This is a genomic window from Caulobacter flavus (genome assembly GCF_003722335.1).
GTDB classification, from domain to species: Bacteria; Pseudomonadota; Alphaproteobacteria; order Caulobacterales; family Caulobacteraceae; genus Caulobacter; species Caulobacter flavus.
The window spans coordinates 1,245,280-1,263,059 of record NZ_CP026100.1 but is presented as its reverse complement, the minus strand read 5'-3'; the positions used below and the strand labels follow the sequence as shown (position 1 = coordinate 1,263,059).

Annotated in this window: 23 protein-coding genes and 1 pseudogene; 11 read left to right on the top strand and 13 right to left on the bottom strand. The window is 69.0% G+C overall.

Annotation, left to right across the window (positions count from 1 at the left end):
- The first annotated feature begins 4 nt into the window (after positions 1-4).
- A complete protein-coding gene (locus tag C1707_RS06030) occupies positions 5-580 on the top strand; it encodes a Smr/MutS family protein (RefSeq protein WP_101713140.1) in 576 nt (191 codons plus the stop codon).
- A 38-nt stretch (positions 581-618) separates the two neighbouring features.
- On the opposite strand, the pseudogene C1707_RS26615 reads toward C1707_RS06030, so the two are convergent.
- The 7 genes and pseudogenes from C1707_RS26615 to C1707_RS06000 form a co-directional block, all read right to left on the bottom strand.
- Positions 619-762: pseudogene (locus C1707_RS26615) on the bottom strand (hypothetical protein); the annotation flags it as partial.
- 40 nt (positions 763-802) lie between these two features.
- Positions 803-1,126, bottom strand: a complete 324-nt coding sequence (locus C1707_RS06025) for a phosphoribosyl-ATP diphosphatase (protein WP_101713141.1) — start codon at positions 1,124-1,126, stop codon at positions 803-805.
- Positions 1,123-1,905, bottom strand: coding sequence for an imidazole glycerol phosphate synthase subunit HisF (gene hisF / locus C1707_RS06020; RefSeq protein WP_101713142.1), 783 nt, complete (start codon positions 1,903-1,905; stop codon positions 1,123-1,125). The genes C1707_RS06025 and hisF overlap by 4 nt, the downstream gene beginning before the upstream one ends.
- Entirely contained in the window at positions 1,905-2,639 is a 735-nt protein-coding gene (gene hisA / locus C1707_RS06015) for a 1-(5-phosphoribosyl)-5-[(5-phosphoribosylamino)methylideneamino]imidazole-4-carboxamide isomerase (RefSeq protein ID WP_164467290.1), read from the bottom strand. Before hisA ends, hisF begins: the two co-directional genes overlap by 1 nt.
- On the bottom strand, positions 2,627-3,268 hold the full coding sequence (gene hisH / locus C1707_RS06010; RefSeq protein ID WP_101713143.1) for an imidazole glycerol phosphate synthase subunit HisH: 642 nt from the start codon (positions 3,266-3,268) through the stop codon (positions 2,627-2,629). Before hisH ends, hisA begins: the two co-directional genes overlap by 13 nt.
- A 5-nt stretch (positions 3,269-3,273) precedes the next feature.
- Positions 3,274-3,864: an imidazoleglycerol-phosphate dehydratase HisB gene (hisB, locus tag C1707_RS06005; RefSeq protein WP_101713144.1), complete on the bottom strand. Its 591-nt coding sequence runs from the start codon at positions 3,862-3,864 to the stop codon at positions 3,274-3,276.
- A 37-nt stretch (positions 3,865-3,901) separates the two neighbouring features.
- On the bottom strand, positions 3,902-4,891 hold the full coding sequence (locus tag C1707_RS06000; protein WP_101713145.1) for an adenosine kinase: 990 nt from the start codon (positions 4,889-4,891) through the stop codon (positions 3,902-3,904).
- Between the two features lie 120 nt (positions 4,892-5,011).
- On the opposite strand from C1707_RS06000, the gene C1707_RS05995 reads away from it, so the two are divergent.
- The 5 genes from C1707_RS05995 to C1707_RS05975 all read left to right on the top strand — a co-directional run bounded on the left by C1707_RS05995 (position 5,012) and on the right by C1707_RS05975 (position 8,597).
- Complete coding sequence (locus tag C1707_RS05995) at positions 5,012-5,878, top strand: ATP-grasp domain-containing protein (protein WP_101713146.1); 867 nt, start codon at positions 5,012-5,014, stop codon at positions 5,876-5,878.
- Between the two features lie 74 nt (positions 5,879-5,952).
- Positions 5,953-6,849: a hydrogen peroxide-inducible genes activator gene (locus tag C1707_RS05990; protein WP_101713147.1), complete on the top strand. Its 897-nt coding sequence runs from the start codon at positions 5,953-5,955 to the stop codon at positions 6,847-6,849.
- A gap of 205 nt (positions 6,850-7,054) precedes the next feature.
- A complete protein-coding gene (locus C1707_RS05985; RefSeq protein WP_101713148.1) occupies positions 7,055-7,555 on the top strand; it encodes a hypothetical protein in 501 nt (166 codons plus the stop codon).
- 89 nt (positions 7,556-7,644) lie between these two features.
- Entirely contained in the window at positions 7,645-8,229 is a 585-nt protein-coding gene (locus C1707_RS05980; RefSeq protein ID WP_101713149.1) for a PadR family transcriptional regulator, read from the top strand.
- 26 nt (positions 8,230-8,255) lie between these two features.
- Entirely contained in the window at positions 8,256-8,597 is a 342-nt protein-coding gene (locus C1707_RS05975; protein ID WP_101713150.1) for a DUF2218 domain-containing protein, read from the top strand.
- Between the two features lie 11 nt (positions 8,598-8,608).
- Here the strand turns inward: C1707_RS05975 and C1707_RS05970 are convergent, their stop codons facing one another.
- Positions 8,609-9,121 carry a MarR family winged helix-turn-helix transcriptional regulator gene (locus C1707_RS05970; protein ID WP_101713151.1) on the bottom strand — a complete coding sequence of 171 codons (513 nt, stop codon included), beginning with the start codon at positions 9,119-9,121 and terminating at the stop codon, positions 8,609-8,611.
- Positions 9,122-9,164: 43 nt separating this feature from the next.
- Between C1707_RS05970 and C1707_RS05965 the strand changes: the two genes are divergently transcribed.
- Entirely contained in the window at positions 9,165-10,385 is a 1,221-nt protein-coding gene (locus C1707_RS05965) for an MFS transporter (protein ID WP_240633874.1), read from the top strand.
- A 5-nt stretch (positions 10,386-10,390) separates the two neighbouring features.
- Here C1707_RS05965 and nth read toward each other — a convergent pair whose 3' ends face one another.
- Positions 10,391-11,077 (bottom strand): endonuclease III, encoded by a 687-nt coding sequence (gene nth, locus C1707_RS05960; RefSeq protein ID WP_101713152.1) that lies wholly within the window; start codon positions 11,075-11,077, stop codon positions 10,391-10,393.
- 65 nt (positions 11,078-11,142) lie between these two features.
- Here nth and C1707_RS05955 point away from each other — a divergent pair, with 65 nt between their 5' ends.
- Both C1707_RS05955 and C1707_RS05950 read left to right on the top strand, forming a co-directional pair.
- Positions 11,143-11,619, top strand: a complete 477-nt coding sequence (locus C1707_RS05955; protein WP_101713153.1) for a DUF2244 domain-containing protein — start codon at positions 11,143-11,145, stop codon at positions 11,617-11,619.
- Positions 11,620-11,672: 53 nt separating this feature from the next.
- A complete protein-coding gene (locus C1707_RS05950; protein ID WP_101713154.1) occupies positions 11,673-12,563 on the top strand; it encodes a methylated-DNA--[protein]-cysteine S-methyltransferase in 891 nt (296 codons plus the stop codon).
- Positions 12,564-12,829: 266 nt separating this feature from the next.
- Here the strand turns inward: C1707_RS05950 and C1707_RS05945 are convergent, their stop codons facing one another.
- Positions 12,830-13,336 (bottom strand): DUF1993 domain-containing protein, encoded by a 507-nt coding sequence (locus tag C1707_RS05945; protein ID WP_101713155.1) that lies wholly within the window; start codon positions 13,334-13,336, stop codon positions 12,830-12,832.
- 156 nt (positions 13,337-13,492) lie between these two features.
- A complete protein-coding gene (locus tag C1707_RS05940; RefSeq protein WP_240633873.1) occupies positions 13,493-13,927 on the bottom strand; it encodes a winged helix-turn-helix transcriptional regulator in 435 nt (144 codons plus the stop codon).
- 96 nt (positions 13,928-14,023) lie between these two features.
- Here C1707_RS05940 and C1707_RS05935 point away from each other — a divergent pair, with 96 nt between their 5' ends.
- Positions 14,024-14,914, top strand: a complete 891-nt coding sequence (locus C1707_RS05935) for an SDR family oxidoreductase (RefSeq protein ID WP_101713157.1) — start codon at positions 14,024-14,026, stop codon at positions 14,912-14,914.
- A 206-nt stretch (positions 14,915-15,120) separates the two neighbouring features.
- Positions 15,121-15,552, top strand: coding sequence for a CBS domain-containing protein (locus tag C1707_RS05930; RefSeq protein ID WP_101713158.1), 432 nt, complete (start codon positions 15,121-15,123; stop codon positions 15,550-15,552).
- Positions 15,553-15,735: 183 nt separating this feature from the next.
- On the opposite strand, the gene C1707_RS05925 is transcribed toward C1707_RS05930, so the two are convergent.
- Both C1707_RS05925 and mdh read right to left on the bottom strand, forming a co-directional pair.
- Positions 15,736-16,668: a DUF3800 domain-containing protein gene (locus tag C1707_RS05925; protein WP_205686826.1), complete on the bottom strand. Its 933-nt coding sequence runs from the start codon at positions 16,666-16,668 to the stop codon at positions 15,736-15,738.
- A gap of 89 nt (positions 16,669-16,757) precedes the next feature.
- Positions 16,758-17,720 (bottom strand): malate dehydrogenase, encoded by a 963-nt coding sequence (mdh, locus tag C1707_RS05920; RefSeq protein ID WP_101713160.1) that lies wholly within the window; start codon positions 17,718-17,720, stop codon positions 16,758-16,760.
- Positions 17,721-17,780: the final 60 nt, after the last annotated feature.

Here is a 17,780-nt window from a genome sequence, read left to right as displayed (position 1 = left end):
TCCGATGAGCAAGCGGCGTCCGCCGGAAGACGATGGCCAGCGCCTCTGGCGGCTGGTGGCCTCGACGGTGACCGGCCGCGCGCCCGAAAAGGCGCTGAAGATGCGCGACAAGGCCCGCATCCGGACAGGCAAGGCCGATCTGCTGGCCCACGCCGCCGACGTCGAGCCGCCGACCCACCTGGCCTCGGTTGCGCCGCTGCGCATCGATCCGTCCGAGATCAAGGCGCTGAAGCCCAAGCCCGCGCCCAAGCCGCCGCCCGAAGGCATCGAGCCCAATCGCCGCCGCCGCATCGTCAAGGCTCACGACCCGATCGGGGCGCGGCTGGACATGCACGGCCTCGACCAGGACCAGGCCCGCGCGACGCTTGAGCGGTTCATCCGCCGGGCTTTCGACGAGGGTCACCGTGCGGTGCTGGTCATCACCGGCAAGGGCAAGGTCGGCCACGGCGTCCTGCGCCAGCGCACGCCCGAATGGCTGGCCGATCCGGCCCTGCGCGAAATGATCGCCGGGGTGTCGACGGCCGACCAGCGCCACGGCGGCGAGGGCGCCCTCTACGTGGCGCTGAAGCGCAAGGGCTGAGCGTCGGGTAAGGGTGGATGGCGGACGCGACCTCTCAAACCTCCCGTCATTCCCGCCCTTGTGGCGGGAACCCCTGGTTCAGCTGACAGGTGAGACACCAGCGAACCGCCTGCGGTTCGCCCCACCTGCCCTTGCGGCGGACAGAGAGGTTCCCGCCACAGGGGCGGGAATGACGGGAGCATGGGGAAGATCCGCTAAGGGTCGAAAGGGGCGTCGCCCTGACTAGCCGCCCCGCGAAGCCTTCTCGGCGTGGCCGGACGTTCCCTCGCGCGCTTCCAGCTTTTCGGCCACGGCGTCGAGCGAGACGCCCGAGGCGGCCATAAGGGCCAGCCAGTGGTAGAGCAGGTCAGCGCTCTCCGAGGCCAGGGCTTCAGGCCCCTGAGCCACGGCGGCGATCACCGTCTCGACGGCTTCCTCGCCCAGCTTCTTGGCGGCCAGGGCCGGATCGTTCAGCAGCTTGGCGGTGTAGGAGGCGGCCGGATCGCCGCCCTTACGGGCTTCGACCGTGGCGGCCAGGCGCTGCAGGACCTCGAACAGGCGGCTCATGCGACGGCCTTCACGGGATCCAGGCGCACCGGCACGCCGGCGGCGGCCATGGCGGCCTTGGCCTCGCCGATCGAGATCTCGCCGAAGTGGAAAATCGAGGCGGCCAGCACGGCGGCGGCGTGGCCGTCGCGCGCGGCTTCGACCAGGTGTTCGGTCTTGCCGGCGCCGCCCGAGGCGATCACCGGCACGTTGACCGCGCCCGTCACGGCCTGGAGGAGGGGAATGTCGTAGCCGATCTTGGCGCCGTCGCGGTCCATCGAGGTCAGCAGGATCTCGCCCGCGCCGCGCTCGACCACCCTGGCGGCCCAGTCGACGACATCGAGGCCGGTGTCCTTGCGGCCGCCGTAGGTCCAGACGTTCCAGCCCGAACCGTCGGGGCGGGCCTTGGCGTCGATGGCCACCACCACGCACTGAGCGCCGAAGGCGTCGGCGCCGGCGGCGATCAGGTCGGGGTTCTCGACGGCGGCGGTGTTGGTCGAGACCTTGTCGGCGCCGGCCAGCAGCAGGCGGCGCATGTCGGCCACCTGGCGCACGCCGCCGCCCACCGAGACGGGCATGAAGCAGACCTCGGCGGTGCGCGAGATCACGTCCAGGATCAGGCCGCGGCCTTCGCTCGACGCGGTGATGTCCAGGAACATCAGCTCGTCGGCGCCGGCGGCGTCATAGGCGGCGGCCTGCTCGACCGGATCGCCGGCGTCGCGCAGGTCGACGAAGTTGACGCCCTTGACGACCCGGCCGTCCTTGACGTCGAGACAAGGGATGATCCGGGTCTTCAGCATCAGACGGCCGCCGCGACCAGCGCCTCGGCCGGCTTGATCGTGCCGGCGTAGAGAGAACGGCCCAGGATCGCGCCGGCGATCTCGACGCCCTTGCGGGCCTTCAGCCGCTCGATGTCGGCGACGGCGGCGACGCCGCCCGAGGCGATCACCGGGATCGAGACGGCGTCGGCCAGTTCGCCCACGCCCTCGACGTTGACGCCGGTCAGGGCGCCGTCGCGGCTGATGTCGGTGACGATCAGGGCGGCCACGCCCACGTCCTCGAAGCGCTTGCCCAGGCTGATGGCGTCGATGTCCGACAGGCCGGTCCAGCCGTCGATGGCGACCTTGCCGTCACGCACGTCGACGGCGACGGCGATCTGCTCGGGCCACAGGCGGGCGGCCTTGCGGACCAGGTCCGGGTCGTGGACGGCGATGGTGCCGAGGATGACGCGCGACACGCCGGCCTCGATCCAGGCCTCGATGCCCTCGAGCGTGCGGATGCCGCCGCCCAGCTGCACCGGGATCGAGATCGACTCCAGGATCGACTGCACGGCGGCGGTGTTGACCGACTTGCCCTCGATGGCGCCGTTCAGGTCGACCACGTGCAGCCACGAGAAGCCGTCCTTGACGAAGCGCTGGGCCTGGTCGGCCGGGCTGTTGTTGAAGACCGTGGCCTTGTCCATGTCGCCGTGCAGCAGGCGCACGCACTGGCCGTCCTTCAGGTCGATGGCGGGATAGAGGATCATGGGCGCCATTCCAGGAAGTTGGCGAGCAGGGCGAGCCCGGCGGCTTGTGATTTTTCGGGGTGGAACTGTACGCCCGCGACATTCCCCTTGGCCACCGCCGCGACGAACGCGCCGCCGTGGTCGCTGGTCGCCACCACGTCGGCCGGATCGGCCGCGTCGAGCGCGAAGGAATTGGCGTAGTACATGTGGGCGCCGTCCTCGATGCCCGCGAACAGGGCGTGAGCGCGCGAGAAGGCGATCGCGTTCCAGCCCATGTGCGGGATGGTCAGCGACGGGTCGGACGGGGCAAGCTTCTTCACCTGGCCGCCGATCCAGTCGAGGCCCGGCGTGACGCCGAACTCGAGGCCTTCGGTGGCCAAGAGCTGATGGCCGACGCAGATGCCCATGAACGGCGCGCCGCGCTGGTGCACGGCCTCGTTCATGGCCTCGAACACGCCCGAGGCGTCCAGGCCCGCGCGGCACGAGGCGAAGGCGCCGACGCCGGGCAGGAACACCCGGTCGGCCTTGGCCACGATGTCGGGATCTGCGGTGACGACGATGGAGGCGGCGACGCCGCGCCGGCGGGCGGCCTCGTTCAAGGCCTTCTCCGCCGATCGCAGGTTGCCCGACCCGTAGTCGATCAGGGCGAGAGTTTGCATGGAACCTACAGCACGCCCTTGGTCGACGGCGCCTGGCCGCCGGTCTTCGGGTCGAACTCCACCGCCTGGCGCAGGGCCCGCGCCAGGGCCTTGAAGCCGCTTTCGGCCACGTGGTGGGTGTTGTCGCCGTACAGCGTCTCCAGATGGATGCACGCGCCGCAGTTCATGGCGAAGGCGTGGTGGAACTCCTTGAAGAGCTCGGTGTCCATCTCGCCGACCTTGGGGCGCTTGAACTCGACCTTCCAGATCAGATAGGCGCGGTTGGACAGGTCGATGGCGCAGCGCGTCAGGGTCTCGTCCATCGGGATGTAGGCGTGGCCGAAGCGCCGGATGCCCTTGAAGCCGTCCAGCGCCTTGTTGATCGCCTGACCCAGCACGATGCCGGTGTCTTCCACCGTGTGGTGCATGTCGATGTGCAGGTCGCCCTTGGTCTCGATCTTCAGGTCGAAGCCGCCGTGGCGCGCGAAGCTCTCCAGCATATGGTCGTAGAAACCGATGCCGGTGGAGATCGTCGAGGCGCCGGTCCCGTCGAGATCGATCCAGACCCGGATCTGGGTCTCTTTCGTCTCGCGGACCACTTCAGCGGTGCGGGCCATGCTTCGTCCTTGAAGGTCCGCCAGGACCTTGGGGTGGTTAGAGTCCGTTCTGGGCGGCCAGGTCGCGCAAGCGAACCTGCGGACGCGGACCGTAGTGGGCGATGACCTCGGCGGCGGCCAGCGAGCCCAGCTTGCCGCAGTCGGCCAGCGAGCGCCCCTGGGAGAGGCCGTAGAGGAAACCTGCGGCGTATTGGTCGCCCGCGCCCGTCGTGTCCACGACTTTTTCCACGGGGAAGGCCGAGATTTCGTGGAAGTGCTCGCCGGAGGCGACCACCGAACCCTTTTCGCTGCGGGTGACGGCGGCGATCTCGACGCGCTTGGAGAGTTCCTTCACGGCGGCGTCGAAGTCGTCGGTCTGGAACAGGGCGCACACTTCGGAAGCGTTGGCGAAGACGATGTCGCACTGGGTCTCGACGAAGCCCAGCAGGGCCTCGCGGTGGCGATCGACGACGAAGCTGTCCGACAGGGTGATGGCGATCTTGCGCCCGGCGCCGTGGCTCAGCGCGGCGGCCTTGGCGAAGGCGCGGCGGGCCTCCAGCGGGTCGAACAGATAGCCTTCGAGATAGGCGTACTGGGCGGCTTCGATGATGGCCTGGTCGACGTCGGCGGCGGTCAGCTCGACGCAGGCGCCCAGATAGGTCGACATGGTGCGCTGGGCGTCGGGGGTGACGTTGATCAGGCACTGGGCCGTGGCCGGGCCTTCGGCCAGAGGCGGCGTGGTGAAGATGCCGCCGATGGCGCGCATGTCGTGGGTGAACACCCGGCCCAGCTGGTCGTCGGCGACCTTACCGATGAAGGCGGCCTTGCCGCCGAAGCTGGCCACGCCCGCCAGGGTGTTGGCCGCGCTGCCGCCCGAGGCTTCGATGCCGGCCGCCATGGCGTCGTAGAGGCTGCTGGCGCGCGCCGTGTCGATCAGCGCCATCGAGCCCTTGACCAGGCCTTGGGCGTCGAGGAAGGCGTCGTCGCACTGGGCGATCACGTCGACGATGGCGTTGCCGATGGCGGCGACGTCGTAGAGGGCGGTCATGTCTGCTCTGTTCCGGGAAGATTGACCGACCGCAAGTAAAGGAAGGGGAGGGCCCTGGCAACGTGGGGCTTGGGCGACACGGGCCTTGCCCAAGGCCCTGCGGCGTTCTACCGCGAAGGGATGAGCACGCACCGGCCCGACGTCCTGATCCTGGTTCCCGCCGCCGACGAACCGCGCTTCGCCCACAGCTGGCCGCCGCTGTTCGAGCGCCTGGCCGCGCCGCTGCGCGCCCAGGGCCTCACCGTGGCCTCGCGCCCGTGGACCGATCCGGTCGAGGCGGGCGGGCAGGGGATCGTCCTGCCGCTGCTCAGCTGGGGCTATCACCACCGCGAGCCGGAATGGTACGCGCGGCTCGACGCCCTGGAGACGGCCGGCGTCCGCGCCGCCAACCCGCCGGCGCTGCTGCGCTGGAACACCGCCAAGACCTATCTGTCGGAACTGGCCGCCAGGGGCGCGCCGGTGGTCCCGACCATCACGCTCGACAAGGTGACGCCCGAGGCGGTCGCGCAGGCGCGCGAGCGCTTCCAGGTCGACCTCGTCGTCGCCAAGCCGCAGGTCTCGGGCGGGTCGCACCAGACCGTCAAGCTAGGCCACGGCGACGATCTTTCCGGCGCGCCGACAGGCGCGGCCCTGATCCAGCCGTTCCTGCCGGCGGTGGGCGAGGAGGGCGAACTGTCGCTGTTCTTCTTCGACGGCGCCTTCAGCCACGCGGTGACCAAGGTGGCCGTGCCCGGCGACTTCCGGGTGCAGCCGCAGTACGGCGGCAAGGTGTCGGAGGTCGCGCCCGAACCCGAGGCGCTGCACGCCGCCCGCATGGTGCTGGACGCGCTGGGCCAGCCGCTGACCTACGCCCGCATCGACCTGATCCGGGGCCTCGACCATACGCCTCAGCTGATGGAGCTGGAGATCATCGAGCCCGACCTCTTCCTCGAGCACGCCCACGACCACGGGGCGGCGTTCGCGGCGGCGGTGAAGGCGGCGCTCTAGGCGCACGATCGGCCAGATTCGAGGCCGGCTCGACTGCTTTTGGATTTTCGATAGAGGCGGCCTATATCGGGTCCATGCTCCCGACCCTTCGCCAGATGCAGTACCTGAAGCTGCTGTCCGAGCACGGCTCGTTCAGCCGCGCCGCCGAGGCCTGCTACGTCACCCAGCCCACGCTGTCGGCCGGGATCCAGGAGCTGGAGAAGATCCTCGGCGCGCCGGTGGTCGACCGCGCCCGCTCGGGCGTGATCCTGACCGCCGCCGGCCAGGAGGCCGTGCGCCGCGCCACCTCGATCCTGGCCCAGACCGAAGACCTGGTTCAGGCCGCGCGCGGGGCGGGACAGCCGCTGGCCGGGCGCTTCCGCCTAGGCGTGATCCCGACCGTGGCGCCGTATCTGCTGCCGCGCGCCCTGCCGATGCTGCGCGACCAGTTCCCCAAGCTGCGCCTGTTCCTGCGCGAGGACCTGACCCAGCGGCTGATCGCCTCGCTGAAGGCCGGCTCGCTGGACGCCGCCCTGATCGCCTTGCCCTACGACATGACGGGCCTGGACTGGGCTCATGTGGAGCATGACGAGCTGCTGGCCGCCGCGCCCGCCAATCACCCGATGGCGATGCAGGACCGGGTCGACCCGGCCAGTCTGGACGGTCAGGACGTGATCCTGCTGGAGGACGGCCACTGCCTGCGCGACCACGCCCTGGCCGCCTGCGGACTGGAGCCGCCCAAGGGCCTGGGCGACGAAGAGAGCTTCGCCGCCACCTCGCTGCCGACCCTGGTGCAGATGATCGGCTCGGGCCTGGGCGTCTCGTTCCTGCCGGCCATGGCCGTGCAGGCGGGCCTGGCCGAGAACGCGCCGGTGACGGTGCGGCCGCTGGCTACCGCCCAGTCCAGCCGCGAGATCGTCGTGGCCTGGCGGGCCGGATCCAGCCGCGCCGCCGAGGGCCGGCTGCTGGCCGAGACCCTGCGCGCGGCCTAGAGCCTTTCAGCCTCGCATGGCATCATGTGAGGCGTCTAAAAAAGGCTCTAAATCAAACATTTAGAGCGCGTTAGTCGGCGAAACCGATCACACTTTCGCCTAAGGCGCTCTAGTCGCCGCCAAATTCTTCAATACCGGCGTTCTTTCAGTTTGCGACCATTCTCCGTTCGGCGCGTTCAGGGCCGGGGATTGGGAGAGCGATGCGATGAACGCGGCGAAGATGGCGGCCCTGCTTGGCCTTGCGACGATGGCGAGCGGCTGCGTCAGCCTTTCGCGCAGCGCCGCGGTCGACGACCTGCCGGCCGACTGGCGGACCCAGGCCCGGATTTCCGAGGTGCGGCTCTCGCGCGGCGAACTGAAGGTCACCGACGGCTTCGACGGCCTCTTCAGGCAAAGGGTCCAGGCCAAGCTCGACGGCTGCGCCAAGGGCGACCGCGCCCTGCGGCTGGAAGCCAGGCTCGACCGCTTCGACAAGGCCAATCCGGCCATGACCGCCCTGGTCGGCGGCGCCAACGTGCTGCGCGGCAAGGCCCGGCTGGTCGACGTGCGCACCGGCAAGGTCGTCGGCGACTACGCCATCGGCAAGACCATCGTCGGCTCGCGCCTGGCGGTCATCAAGATGGGCGAGGCCGAGGAACAGCTCAGCGACGCCTTCGGCGAGGAACTGTGCGCCCAGGCCTTCCCCGCCGCCGTCGCGACCCGATAGCATCAGATATATCTAAATAGCTCTTGACCCGATCCGATTTCGATATATCTATCGTTTCGATATAACGAAACCGCATCGAAAGAGCACATATGTTTGGACGTCATCATCACCATCACCACGGCCGCCACGGCGGTCACCACAGCCGCCATCCGTTCGGCTTCGACGGCCGCGAACACGGCGGCATGGGCGGACGTGGCTTCGGCCGCGGCGGTCCGCGCGGACGCTTCTTCGACCACGGCGACCTGCGCCTGGTCGTGCTGAAGCTGATCGCCGACAAGCCCAGCCACGGCTACGAACTGATCAAGGCGGTCGAGACCGCGGCCGGCGGCGCCTACAGCCCCAGCCCGGGCGTGATCTATCCCACCCTGACCCTGCTGGAAGAACTCGGCTACGTGGCCGCGACCGACGCCGGCGGCGGCAAGAAGCTCTACACGATCACCGACGAGGGTCAGGCCTTCCTGGAAGCCAACGCCCAGCCGGTGCACGGCCTTTTCGAGCGCATGGCCGAAGCCGCCTCGCGCAGCGCCGCCTTCGCGCCGCAGATCCTGCGGGCCCGCGAGAACCTGAAGACGGCCCTGCGGTTGAAACTGCACGCCGGAAGCCTAACTTCCGAGCAGATCGCCGCCATCGCCAAGGCGCTGGACGACGCCGCAACGCAGATCGAAGCTGTCTGAACCGGGCCGGAACAGGAGCGCATCGCATGCAAAGCCACGCCCGCCTCGTCACCGACAAGGCCGCCCGCTACATGACCCAGCTGGCCAAGCACTGGGGCCACAAGTTCGAGGTCGAACTGACCGAGACGACGGCCCTCTTCCCGCTGCCGCTGGGCCCGTGCCGGATGACCGCCGACGCCGAAGGCCTGGACATGACCGTCGAGGCCGAGGACTTCGAGGCGCTCGCCAAGCTGGAGCAGGTGGTCGCCGACCACATCCTGCGCTTCGCCTTCCGCGAGAACGTCGAGAAGCTGAACTGGACCCGCGCCCGCGAGGCCGGTCACATCGACCCGCCCAAGGCGCGCGGCGGTCTGGGGCTGGGGGTCTAGCGCCCCCTCCCCTAAACCGGCCCTAGCCCGGCCAGAAGCTTGGCGAGCAAGCCGCTCAGCGCCTGCTGCTCGCCGGCGTCCAGCGACGCCAGCAGAGCCCGCTCGTTGTCGATATGCAGCGGCAGGATCGTATCGAGCAGCCCCCTGCCCTCCTGCGTCAGCGCCACCAGCGTACCGCGTCGGTCGCTCGGGTGCGGTCGGCGCTCGACCAGGCCCATCTTCTCCAGACGGTCGATCCGCGCGGTCATGCCGCCCGACGAGACCATGGCCGTCTCGTAGAGATCGGTCGGGGTCAGGGCGTAGGGCGCGCCGGCCCGCCGCAGGGTGGCCAGGACGTCGAACTCGCCCCGCTGCAGGCCGTGCGCCGCGAACAGCGGCGCGAGGCGCTCCTTGAGCACGATTTCGGCCACCTCGCACAGCCGGCCGACCAGCTCCATCGGGAACGGATCGAGGTCCGGCCGCTCGCGCCGCCATTGGACCGAGGCCGCGCCTGCGCGGTCATGACGCTTGGCTTTCGCCGCCATCGGATATATCTCGCCATCAAGATACTTTCTGACGAGATATATCGTGGTCCTCGCCTACGAAGAAGACGCCAAGTCGCGCAAAAGCGCCGCCGCCGCCGCGGGCGCCGCCAAAAGCGGCGCCCTGCTCACCATCGCGGCGATCGTCGTGGCGGCTCTGAACCTGCGCCCCGCCCTCGCCGCCCTCGGCCCCGTGCTCGACCAGGTGAAGGCCGCCACCGGCGCCTCCTCGGCGGCGGCCGGCCTGCTGACCACCCTGCCCATCCTGCTGATGGGCCTGGGCGCCCTGCTGGCCGCGCCGCTGCGCCGGGCCCTGGGCGAACGCGCGGGCGTGGCCCTGGGACTGCTGGCCATCGCGGCCGCCTGCGGCCTGCGCGCGGCCTGGCCGAGCACCGCCGGCCTGCTGGCCAGCGCCGCCATGGTCGGCGTCGGCGTCGCAGCCGTGCAGGCCCTGATGCCCGGCTTCATCAAGCGGACGTCCGGCGAGGGCGCCCCGCGGATGATGGGCCTCTACACCACCGGCATCATGGCCGGCGCCGCCGCGGCCGCGGCGATGTCCACGGGCGTCACCCGCCTGGCCGGCTGGCAGGCGATGTTCGGCCTGTGGGCCCTGCCCGCGATCCTGGCCCTGATGCTGTGGATGCGCGCCGCCGGGCGCGGAGCCGCCGCCCCGGCCGGCGGTCCCATCGCCCTGCGCCGCCCGTCGGTGTGGAAGAGCCCGCGCGCCTGGCTGCTGCTGACCTTCTTCGGCATCGGCACCGGGGCCTACACCCTGGTTCTGGCCTGGTTCCCACCCTTCTACGCCAGCCGGGGCCTGACCGCCGATCAGGCCGGCTACGCCCTGTCGGCGCTGACGGTCTGCGAGGTCCTGGCGGGCCTGGCGGTGTCGGCGGCCATCGCTCGCCGTCCCGACCGCCGGCCGCTGCTGGCGGCGGCCCTGGCCTCGCTGCTGGCCGGCATCGCCTGCCTGTTGCTGGCCCCGTGGCTCGTCTTGCCGACCGTCTGCCTGCTGGGCGCGGGCATCGGCGCGATCTTCCCGCTGTCGCTGATCGTCACGCTGGACCACGCCAGCGATCCCGAGACCGCCGGCGACCTGATGGCCTTCGTCCAGGGCGGCGGCTACGTCATGGCCAGCGTCATGCCGTTCTTCGCCGGCTGGGTGCGCGACGCCTCGTCGGACCTGTCGGGCGCCTGGCTGCTGATGGCGGCCGGCGTGGTGGCGATGATGGTCATGACCGCCCGCTTCAGGCCCGGCGCGCGGGCCTGAAGGCTCTAGAACAGCCCCAGCGACGGGCAGAGGTCGGCGATCTTGCAGATCTCGCACTTGGGCCGGCGGGCCACGCAGACATAGCGGCCGTGCAGGATCAGCCAGTGGTGGGCCCGGGTCTGGTAGGGACCGGGCACGATCCGCATCAGATCGTCCTCGACCGCGTCGGGCGTCTTGCCGGCCGACAGCTTCAGCCGGTGCGAGACGCGGAAGACGTGGGTGTCGACGGCGATGGCCGGCTCGATGTCGAGCTCGTTCAGCACCACGCTGGCGGTCTTGCGACCCACGCCCGGCAGGGCCTCGAGGTCCTTGCGGTTCAGCGGCACCTGCCCGCCGTGCTGGTTCACCAGGATATGGGCCGAGGCGATGACGTTCTTGGCCTTGGTGCGGAAGAGGCCGATCGAGGCGATGTACTTGATCAGCCCCTCCTCCCCCAGTTCCAGCATCTTTTCGGCGCTGTCGGCGACCTGGAACAGCGGGCCGGTGGCCTTGTTGACCTGCACGTCGGTGGCCTGGGCCGACAGGGCCACGGCCGTGACCAGCTCATAGGGGTTGGAATAGTTCAGCTCGGTCTTGGGGCGCAGCTCGAGGCTCTCGAAGCGCTCGAACAGAATGCGCACGCGCACGCGCTCGGCGGCGGTGATCCGCTTGCCGGCGGGGCGTCTCTTGACGAGGGATTTGCTGGCGGCCATCGGCGGCGACCATGCCGTGATGCGGTCGCCTCGCCAAGGCGGCGCGAGGAGCGTAGACCATCGAGATGGCCGACGCGCTGTACATGGACGCCGTGATCCGCCCCAACCGGTCGCTGAGCCGCGCCGGCATGGCCATGGTGCTGGGCGTGGCGATCGCCTTCAACCTGATGGTGGCGGCGTTCCTGCTGGTGGTCGGCGCGCCGCCGGTGCTGCCGTTCCTGGGACTGGACGTCCTGGCCCTGTGGCTGGCCCTGCGCGCCAGCAACCGCGCCCTGTCGCGCTCGGAGCGCGTGCGGGTCACCGCCGAGGCGATCACCGTCAGCCGCGAGGACGAGAAAGGGGCCAAGGTGGTCTGGACCTCGCCGACGGCCTTCACCCGCGTCGACCTGGATCAGCCCGGCGAGCACGAGAGCCGTGTGCGCCTGTTCATGTCGCGCCGCCGCGTGACCCTGGCCCGGGCGCTGAGCCCCGACGAGCGGACGGCCTTCGCCCGCGCGCTGGAGGCCGCGATCAGAGCCGCGCGGGCCGAACGGTACGCCTGAACGGGCGCAAGAACCGGGCGGACGCCTCCCTCCGGCGGGGTTAGAGTGCGGCGATGGCTCTCGACCTCGTCCAATCCGAACCTTCCGCAGCCGAAACCCTCGCGCGGCTGGCCGAGCGATCGGCCGACTACCACCGCATGGCCACGGCCCTCGACTGGCTGGCCCAGCGCTGGATGGACCGGCCGTCGCTGGACGAGGCCGCCGACGCCGTGGGCCTGTCGCCGTTCCACTTCCAGCGGATCTTCACCCGCTGGGCGGGGGTGAGCCCCAAGACCTTCGTGGCCGCCATCGCCCACGCCGAGGCCCGCCGTTCGCTGGAGGCCGGGGCCAGCGTGCTGGACGCGGCCTACGACGCGGGCCTGTCGGGGCCCTCGCGGCTGCACGACCTGTTCATCGCCCAGGAGGCGGCCACCCCGGGCGACGTGCGCCGGCGCGGGGCCGGCATGACCCTGCGCTGGGGCTGGGCCCCCACCCCGTTCGGGCGCGGCCTGTTCGTGCTGGCCGAGCGCGGCCTGGCCGGCCTGGCCTTCTCCGACGGCGACGACGACTTCAGCTTCGCCGACATGCACCGTCGCTGGCCGGGCGCGGACTGGGTGCGCGACGACTTGGCCGCACGCGACATGGCCCTGAAGGCGTTCTGCGCCGGCGAGGGCCCCCTGCCCGTGGTGCTGATCGGCTCGCCCTACCAGGTGCAGGTGTGGAAGGCCCTCCTGCGCATCCCGGCCGGCGGAACGGCCACCTACGGCCAGGTCGCCGCCTGGGCCGGCAAGCCCAAGGCGTTCCAGGCCACCGGCGGGGCCATCGGCGCCAACCCGATCTCGCTGCTGATCCCCTGCCACAGGGCCATCGCCAAGGACGGCCGGCTGACCGGCTATCACTGGGGCCTGGCGCGCAAGGCCGCGATCCTGGGCCTGGAGGCGGTGGCGAGACGCGAGGTGGCGTGAATTCGTATGCTGGATGAGAACAAAAAGAGAACATACGTCCGGACTCGACGTCGGAGCGAGTCATCCTGACCCGTAACCGCGATGCGGGGTCGAGTAACGGGTGGAGCGATGGAACCGGAGGTACTGAAGGAGTTGGCGGTCGTGTTGTCGGCGGCAGCGGGCGTGGTCACCGCTCTGGCCGGCCTGGTGTGGGCGTTCCGGCGGCGGCCGTGACTTGAGCTTTGTGCGTGGTCCTCGCCCTTCGATGGGGCGAGGACCGTCTCGGATCAGGCCGTACCGAGGAAGTCGCGCTTGCCCAGAACCACGCCGTTTTCGCGCAGGATCGCGTAGGCGGTGGCCAGGTGGAAGTAGAAGTTCGGCAGGGCCTGGCCGGTCAGGTAGTCGAGGGCGTTGTGCTCGGTGGTCTCGCCGCGACGGGTCAGGGCGACGGTGCGGTCCTCGGCGCCGTCGAAGGCGGCCGGGTCCAGGCCCTCGACATAGGCGATGGCGCGGGCCACGCGGGCCGACAGGTCGGCGAAGCTGGTCTCGGTGTCGTCCCAGGCGGGAACCTCGACCCCGGCCAGGCGGGCGCTGGCGCCCTTGGCGAAGTCGGTGGCGATCTGCACCTGGCGGATCAGCGGGAACATGTCGGGATAGAGCCGCGCCTTCAGCAGGGCCTCGGGGTCGAGCTTGCGTTCCTCGACGTGGGCGGCGGCCTTGGCCAGCACGCCCGACAGGCCCTTCAGGCCCTGGACGAAGACGGGGACGCTGACGCGGTGGGCGGTAATGGTCATGGGGGCTCCGGTTGGACTGCTCGGGCGGGATGTAGGGCGGTTTGGCGACAAGCGCAGCCCTGGTTCTGGGGAACCTCCCGCTATGGGAAGTTGGTTGGTCCGCTGCGCGGCCCCCTCAGTCGCTCCGCGACAGCTCCCCCAGAGGGGGAGGATCTCTCAGGCCGCGTCGGCCTGGTCGTAGGCGGCCCGCGCGGCGCGGATGGCGCCGTGGTGGTCGACCGCCCAGGCGATCAGGGCGTTGAGCGGCCCCTGCAGCGACATCCCCAGCGGCGAGAGGCTGTATTCGACGCTCGGCGGCTTGGTGGGGAACACCTGGCGCTCGATCAGACCGTCGCGCTGAAGATCGCGCAGGGTCTGGGTCAGCATGCGCTGAGAGATGTCGGGCACGGATCGACGCAGGACCCCGAACCGCTTGGAGCCGATGAACAGCAGCGACAGGATCAGCGTGCTCCACTTGTCGCCCAGGTGGTCGACGACGTCGCGCACCGGGCAATCAGCGCTCGTGAAGCCCTGGTCGCGCCAGCCGTCCATCGCCTCGCACATGGCCTCAGGCGAAAGGGCTTCCGGCGTCGGGGCGGGTGGTTCCTTCAAGGTGCCTATCTCCCGAAAAACTGCCGTCTTTACGGCGCGCATGCGCTCTCACATCTACACCTGGTCTCGAAAAGAGACCAGCAAAGGACGCCTTCGATGACCGCTCACCCCTTTCTCAACGACCGCCTGCTGGTGACCGGCGCCGGAGGCCAGCTGGGCCGCCGCGTGGTCGAGCTGCTGCTGGAGGCCGGCGCGCCGCACGTGATCGCCACGACCCGCGACCCGGCCAAGCTGGCCGACCTGGCCGCCCGGGGCGTGGAGGTGCGCGCCGCCGACTTCGACGACCCCGCCTCGCTGGACGCCGCCTTCGCCGGCGTCGACCGCCTGCTGCTGGTCAGCACCGACGCCCTGGACAAGCCCGGCCGCCGCATCGCCCAGCACCGCGCCGCCGTCGCCGCGGCCGCCAAGGCCGGCGTCAGGCACGTGGCCTACACCTCGGCCCCGGGCGTGCGGCCGCAGGCGCAAGGGCTGGACGACCACTTCTGGACCGAGGCGGCGATCTTCGCCGAGCCGTCGCTGACCTGGACCATCCTGCGCCACAACCTCTATGCCGAGGTGATCCTGATGGGCGCGGGCCAGGCCCTGGCGAGCGGGACGCTCTACACCGCCACGGCCGACAAGGGCCGCGCCTATGTGACGCGCGAGGACTGCGCCCGCGCCGACGCCGCCGCCCTGCTGGGCGCGGAAGGCCGCCAGATCCTCGAGGTCTCTGGTCCCGAGGCGATCACCCAGGATACGGTCGCGGACCTGCTGGCGCAGCTCTCGGGCAAGCCGGTGACGCACCAGGCCATCCCGCTGGAGGCCCTGCGCGCGGGCCTGGCCGGCGCTGGCCTGCCGCCGCCCTATGTGGAGCTGCTGGCGACCTTCGACCATGACGCCGCCGAGGGCCGCCACGCGGTGATCACCGACACGGTCGAACGCCTGACGGGCAAGGCCCCGACCACCGTCGCGGCCTTCCTGGCGGCGAACAAGGCCGCCCTGGGCTGACGAGGCCTTGCGTCCTTCGAGGCTCGCCCCGGCCCAAGGCCCGGGGCTCACACCTCAGGATGAGGAAGTGAGCGCACCGAAGTCCTCATCCTGAGGCGCCCACGCAGCGGGCCTCGAAGGACGCACCAACCTTTGGCGGAACACCAGCCGGCCTTGGCGGGTTTTGACCGGGTCCAATTCCACTCCCCCTTGAAGGAGGAAGACCCATGAAAGTCAGCGACGCCATGACCAGCCAGGTCTCGGTCGCCCGCCCCGGCGACAGCATCCGCAAGGTCGCCGAGGTGATGGCCAAGGTCGACAGCGGCGTGGTGCCGGTGGTCGACAACGGCAAGGTGCTGGGCCTGGTCACCGACCGCGACATCGTCCTGCGCGTGGTCGCCGAGGGCCGCAGCTTCGACGCCCCGGTGTCGGAAGTGATGAGCGACGGCGAGGTTCTGTCGGTCAAGGAGGACGATGTCCTGGCCGACGCCACCGCCAAGATGGCCAACAACCAGGTCCGCCGCCTGGTGGTGCTCAACGAGGCCGGTAATCTGACCGGCATCCTGTCGCTGGGCGACGTGGCCAAGGACTACGGCGCCAAGCAGGTCGGCAAGACGCTTGAGGAGATCTCGCAGGAGCCCGGCGAGGCGGCGCACTGATTGGTTGTTTTACGTCAGCAGTTCAACAAAAACAACAACTTGAGTCTAACCAGACTCAATCGCACTTCCTCAAGAAATTCATTGACTTAAGTCGAATTTCTTGAGAACATTTACAGGTTCTCAGGTCGGGCAATGGGTTTGATCCCCGTTGCGTCCGTGCGGCACGTTCAACGTTGGTTTGAGCTATTCGGCGGCGGAGAAGACGGCCTGGGGACCACCATCTCTCCACCATTGTCTTGGATAACCATAGTCCCGAAAGACGGTCAGCTGCTGAGGGTCTGTTCGGGTCACAAGTCGGCCAAGACTTGGCATTAGCTTTACGCCGTAGCCAGCAAATTGCCCGCTGGTCGTATCTGGCCACCTAGCCATACGGTTGCGAAGCGCTAGGGCAAATTGTGGGTCGCAACCGCGAGTATCGTGAATGTCAGCCGCCTTAAAGAAGGCGCTCGCAACGATATCAGGAAGCTTTAGGCCCTCGTGACCAGAATGGTTGTGAACTTCCAGAAGCCTCATATCGATCGTCTCATAGACGATATTTCCAAGAGCTAGCTTTTGATTTTCGCCCTTGTATCGAAGCCATTGATAATAGGCGTTGAGCTGCTCATACGATAAGCCTCCTCGCTCACTGAAGACGAGCTTTACTTTTTGTACGGATCCGTACTCTCTAAGCGAGCGCTGTTCAACCCAATGCGTAACACGCTCAAGCAGTAGCCTTGTCATCCAACAATAGAACCAGTTGTCCGACGGAATTTTTTCGGCGAACGGATTTCGCCATCCCTTCATATTCTGCTTGTTCGATGCCACTACGAAACAGCGCACAGGCAGGCGAGCTACATGTTTGCACGCTAGCAGCTTGCGATAGGGCGATAGCTTGGCGAAGTGCACCTCGCGCATCTGACGGCTATCCATCGCCGTAAGAAGATCCGCGCCCCATCCATCGACTTCGGCTTCTCGATGAGCTGCCATCACGACCGCCGAAACCATAAGCCATTCGCTGGAGCCCGGTTTGTCGATGGGTTTCACCTTCTTGACGCCAGGATCCCCGGCTTCGTCGATGTAGGCGACGTATTTGTATTCTAGCGGGTCATTTCCCATGGTTTCAGCAAAGCCGATCAACCAGAGCTATACAAGCGGCAAGGCTTACAAACAAAAAGGGCGGCTCCTTTCGGGGCCGCCCTTCGCCGTATCGGACTGCTTGACCGGTCTTAGACCAGGGTCGGGTCGATCGCCTTGCAGGCTTCCATCAGGCCCTTCACCGACTCCACCGACTTGGCGAACATCGCCTTCTCGGCGTCGTTGGTTTCGAACTCGACGATCTTCTCGGCGCCGCCGGCGCCGATGACCACCGGCACGCCGACGTACAGGTCCGACAGGCCGTACTGGCCGGTCAGGAAGGTGGCGCACGGCAGGACGCGCTTCTTGTCCTTCAGGTAGCTGGTGGCCATGGCGATGGCGCTTTCAGCCGGGGCGTAGAAGGCCGAACCGGTCTTCAGCAGGGCGACGATCTCGCCGCCGCCCTTGCGGGTGCGCTCGACGATGGCGTCCAGCTCTTCCTGGGTCAGGAAGCCGGCCTTCACGGCGTCCGGCAGCGGCAGGCCGCCCACGGTCGAGTGACGGACCATCGGGACCATGTCGTCGCCGTGGCCGCCCAGGGTCCAGGCGTGGATGTCTTCGACCGACACGCCGGTCTTTTCGGCCAGGAAGTAGGCGAAGCGCGCCGAGTCCAGGACGCCGGCCATGCCGATGACCTTTTCCTTGGGCAGGCCCGAGAACTGCTGCAGGGCCCAGACCATCGCGTCGAGCGGGTTGGTGATGCAGATGACGAAGGCGTTCGGGGCGTGGGCCTTGATGCCTTCGCCGACGGCCTTCATGACCTTCAGGTTGATGCCCAGCAGATCGTCGCGGCTCATGCCCGGCTTGCGCGGCACGCCGGCGGTCACGATGCAGACGTCGGCGCCGGCGATGTCGGCGTAGTCGTTGGCGCCCTTCAGGGCCACGTCCTTGCCGAACACGGCCGAGGCTTCGGCGATGTCGAGCGCCTTGCCCTGCGGGGTGCCTTCGGCGATGTCGAACAGGATCACGTCGCCCAGCTCTTCGCGAGCGGCGATGTGAGCCAGGGTGCCGCCGATCATGCCGGCGCCGATAAGGGCGATCTTCGCGCGAGCCATGGGGTCTCCATCAGGCTGTGGACAGGAAATGTCGGGGCGCGGTCTACGCCCCTCGCGGCT

What these genes read in the sequence shown, in the direction of transcription:
- C1707_RS06025 (WP_101713141.1), bottom strand. Translation starts at nt 1,126, where the DNA reads ATGAGCCGCCTGTTCGAGGTCCTGCAGCGCCTGGCCGCCACGGTCGAA.
- C1707_RS06000 (WP_101713145.1), bottom strand. Translation starts at nt 4,891, where the DNA reads ATGACCGCCCTCTACGACGTCGCCGCCATCGGCAACGCCATCGTCGAC.
- mdh (WP_101713160.1), bottom strand. Translation starts at nt 17,720, where the DNA reads ATGGCTCGCGCGAAGATCGCCCTTATCGGCGCCGGCATGATCGGCGGC.
- hisB (WP_101713144.1), bottom strand. Translation starts at nt 3,864, where the DNA reads ATGGCCCGCACCGCTGAAGTGGTCCGCGAGACGAAAGAGACCCAGATC.
- C1707_RS05990 (WP_101713147.1), top strand. Translation starts at nt 5,953, where the DNA reads ATGCTCCCGACCCTTCGCCAGATGCAGTACCTGAAGCTGCTGTCCGAG.
- C1707_RS05975 (WP_101713150.1), top strand. Translation starts at nt 8,256, where the DNA reads ATGCAAAGCCACGCCCGCCTCGTCACCGACAAGGCCGCCCGCTACATG.
- C1707_RS05935 (WP_101713157.1), top strand. Translation starts at nt 14,024, where the DNA reads ATGACCGCTCACCCCTTTCTCAACGACCGCCTGCTGGTGACCGGCGCC.
- C1707_RS05950 (WP_101713154.1), top strand. Translation starts at nt 11,673, where the DNA reads ATGGCTCTCGACCTCGTCCAATCCGAACCTTCCGCAGCCGAAACCCTC.
- C1707_RS06030 (WP_101713140.1), top strand. Translation starts at nt 5, where the DNA reads ATGAGCAAGCGGCGTCCGCCGGAAGACGATGGCCAGCGCCTCTGGCGG.
- hisF (WP_101713142.1), bottom strand. Translation starts at nt 1,905, where the DNA reads ATGCTGAAGACCCGGATCATCCCTTGTCTCGACGTCAAGGACGGCCGG.
- C1707_RS05985 (WP_101713148.1), top strand. Translation starts at nt 7,055, where the DNA reads ATGAACGCGGCGAAGATGGCGGCCCTGCTTGGCCTTGCGACGATGGCG.
- hisA (WP_164467290.1), bottom strand. Translation starts at nt 2,639, where the DNA reads ATGGCGCCCATGATCCTCTATCCCGCCATCGACCTGAAGGACGGCCAG.
- nth (WP_101713152.1), bottom strand. Translation starts at nt 11,077, where the DNA reads ATGGCCGCCAGCAAATCCCTCGTCAAGAGACGCCCCGCCGGCAAGCGG.
- C1707_RS05980 (WP_101713149.1), top strand. Translation starts at nt 7,645, where the DNA reads ATGTTTGGACGTCATCATCACCATCACCACGGCCGCCACGGCGGTCAC.
- hisH (WP_101713143.1), bottom strand. Translation starts at nt 3,268, where the DNA reads ATGCAAACTCTCGCCCTGATCGACTACGGGTCGGGCAACCTGCGATCG.
- C1707_RS05995 (WP_101713146.1), top strand. Translation starts at nt 5,012, where the DNA reads ATGAGCACGCACCGGCCCGACGTCCTGATCCTGGTTCCCGCCGCCGAC.
- C1707_RS05970 (WP_101713151.1), bottom strand. Translation starts at nt 9,121, where the DNA reads ATGGCGGCGAAAGCCAAGCGTCATGACCGCGCAGGCGCGGCCTCGGTC.
- C1707_RS05945 (WP_101713155.1), bottom strand. Translation starts at nt 13,336, where the DNA reads ATGACCATTACCGCCCACCGCGTCAGCGTCCCCGTCTTCGTCCAGGGC.
- C1707_RS05955 (WP_101713153.1), top strand. Translation starts at nt 11,143, where the DNA reads ATGGCCGACGCGCTGTACATGGACGCCGTGATCCGCCCCAACCGGTCG.
- C1707_RS05930 (WP_101713158.1), top strand. Translation starts at nt 15,121, where the DNA reads ATGAAAGTCAGCGACGCCATGACCAGCCAGGTCTCGGTCGCCCGCCCC.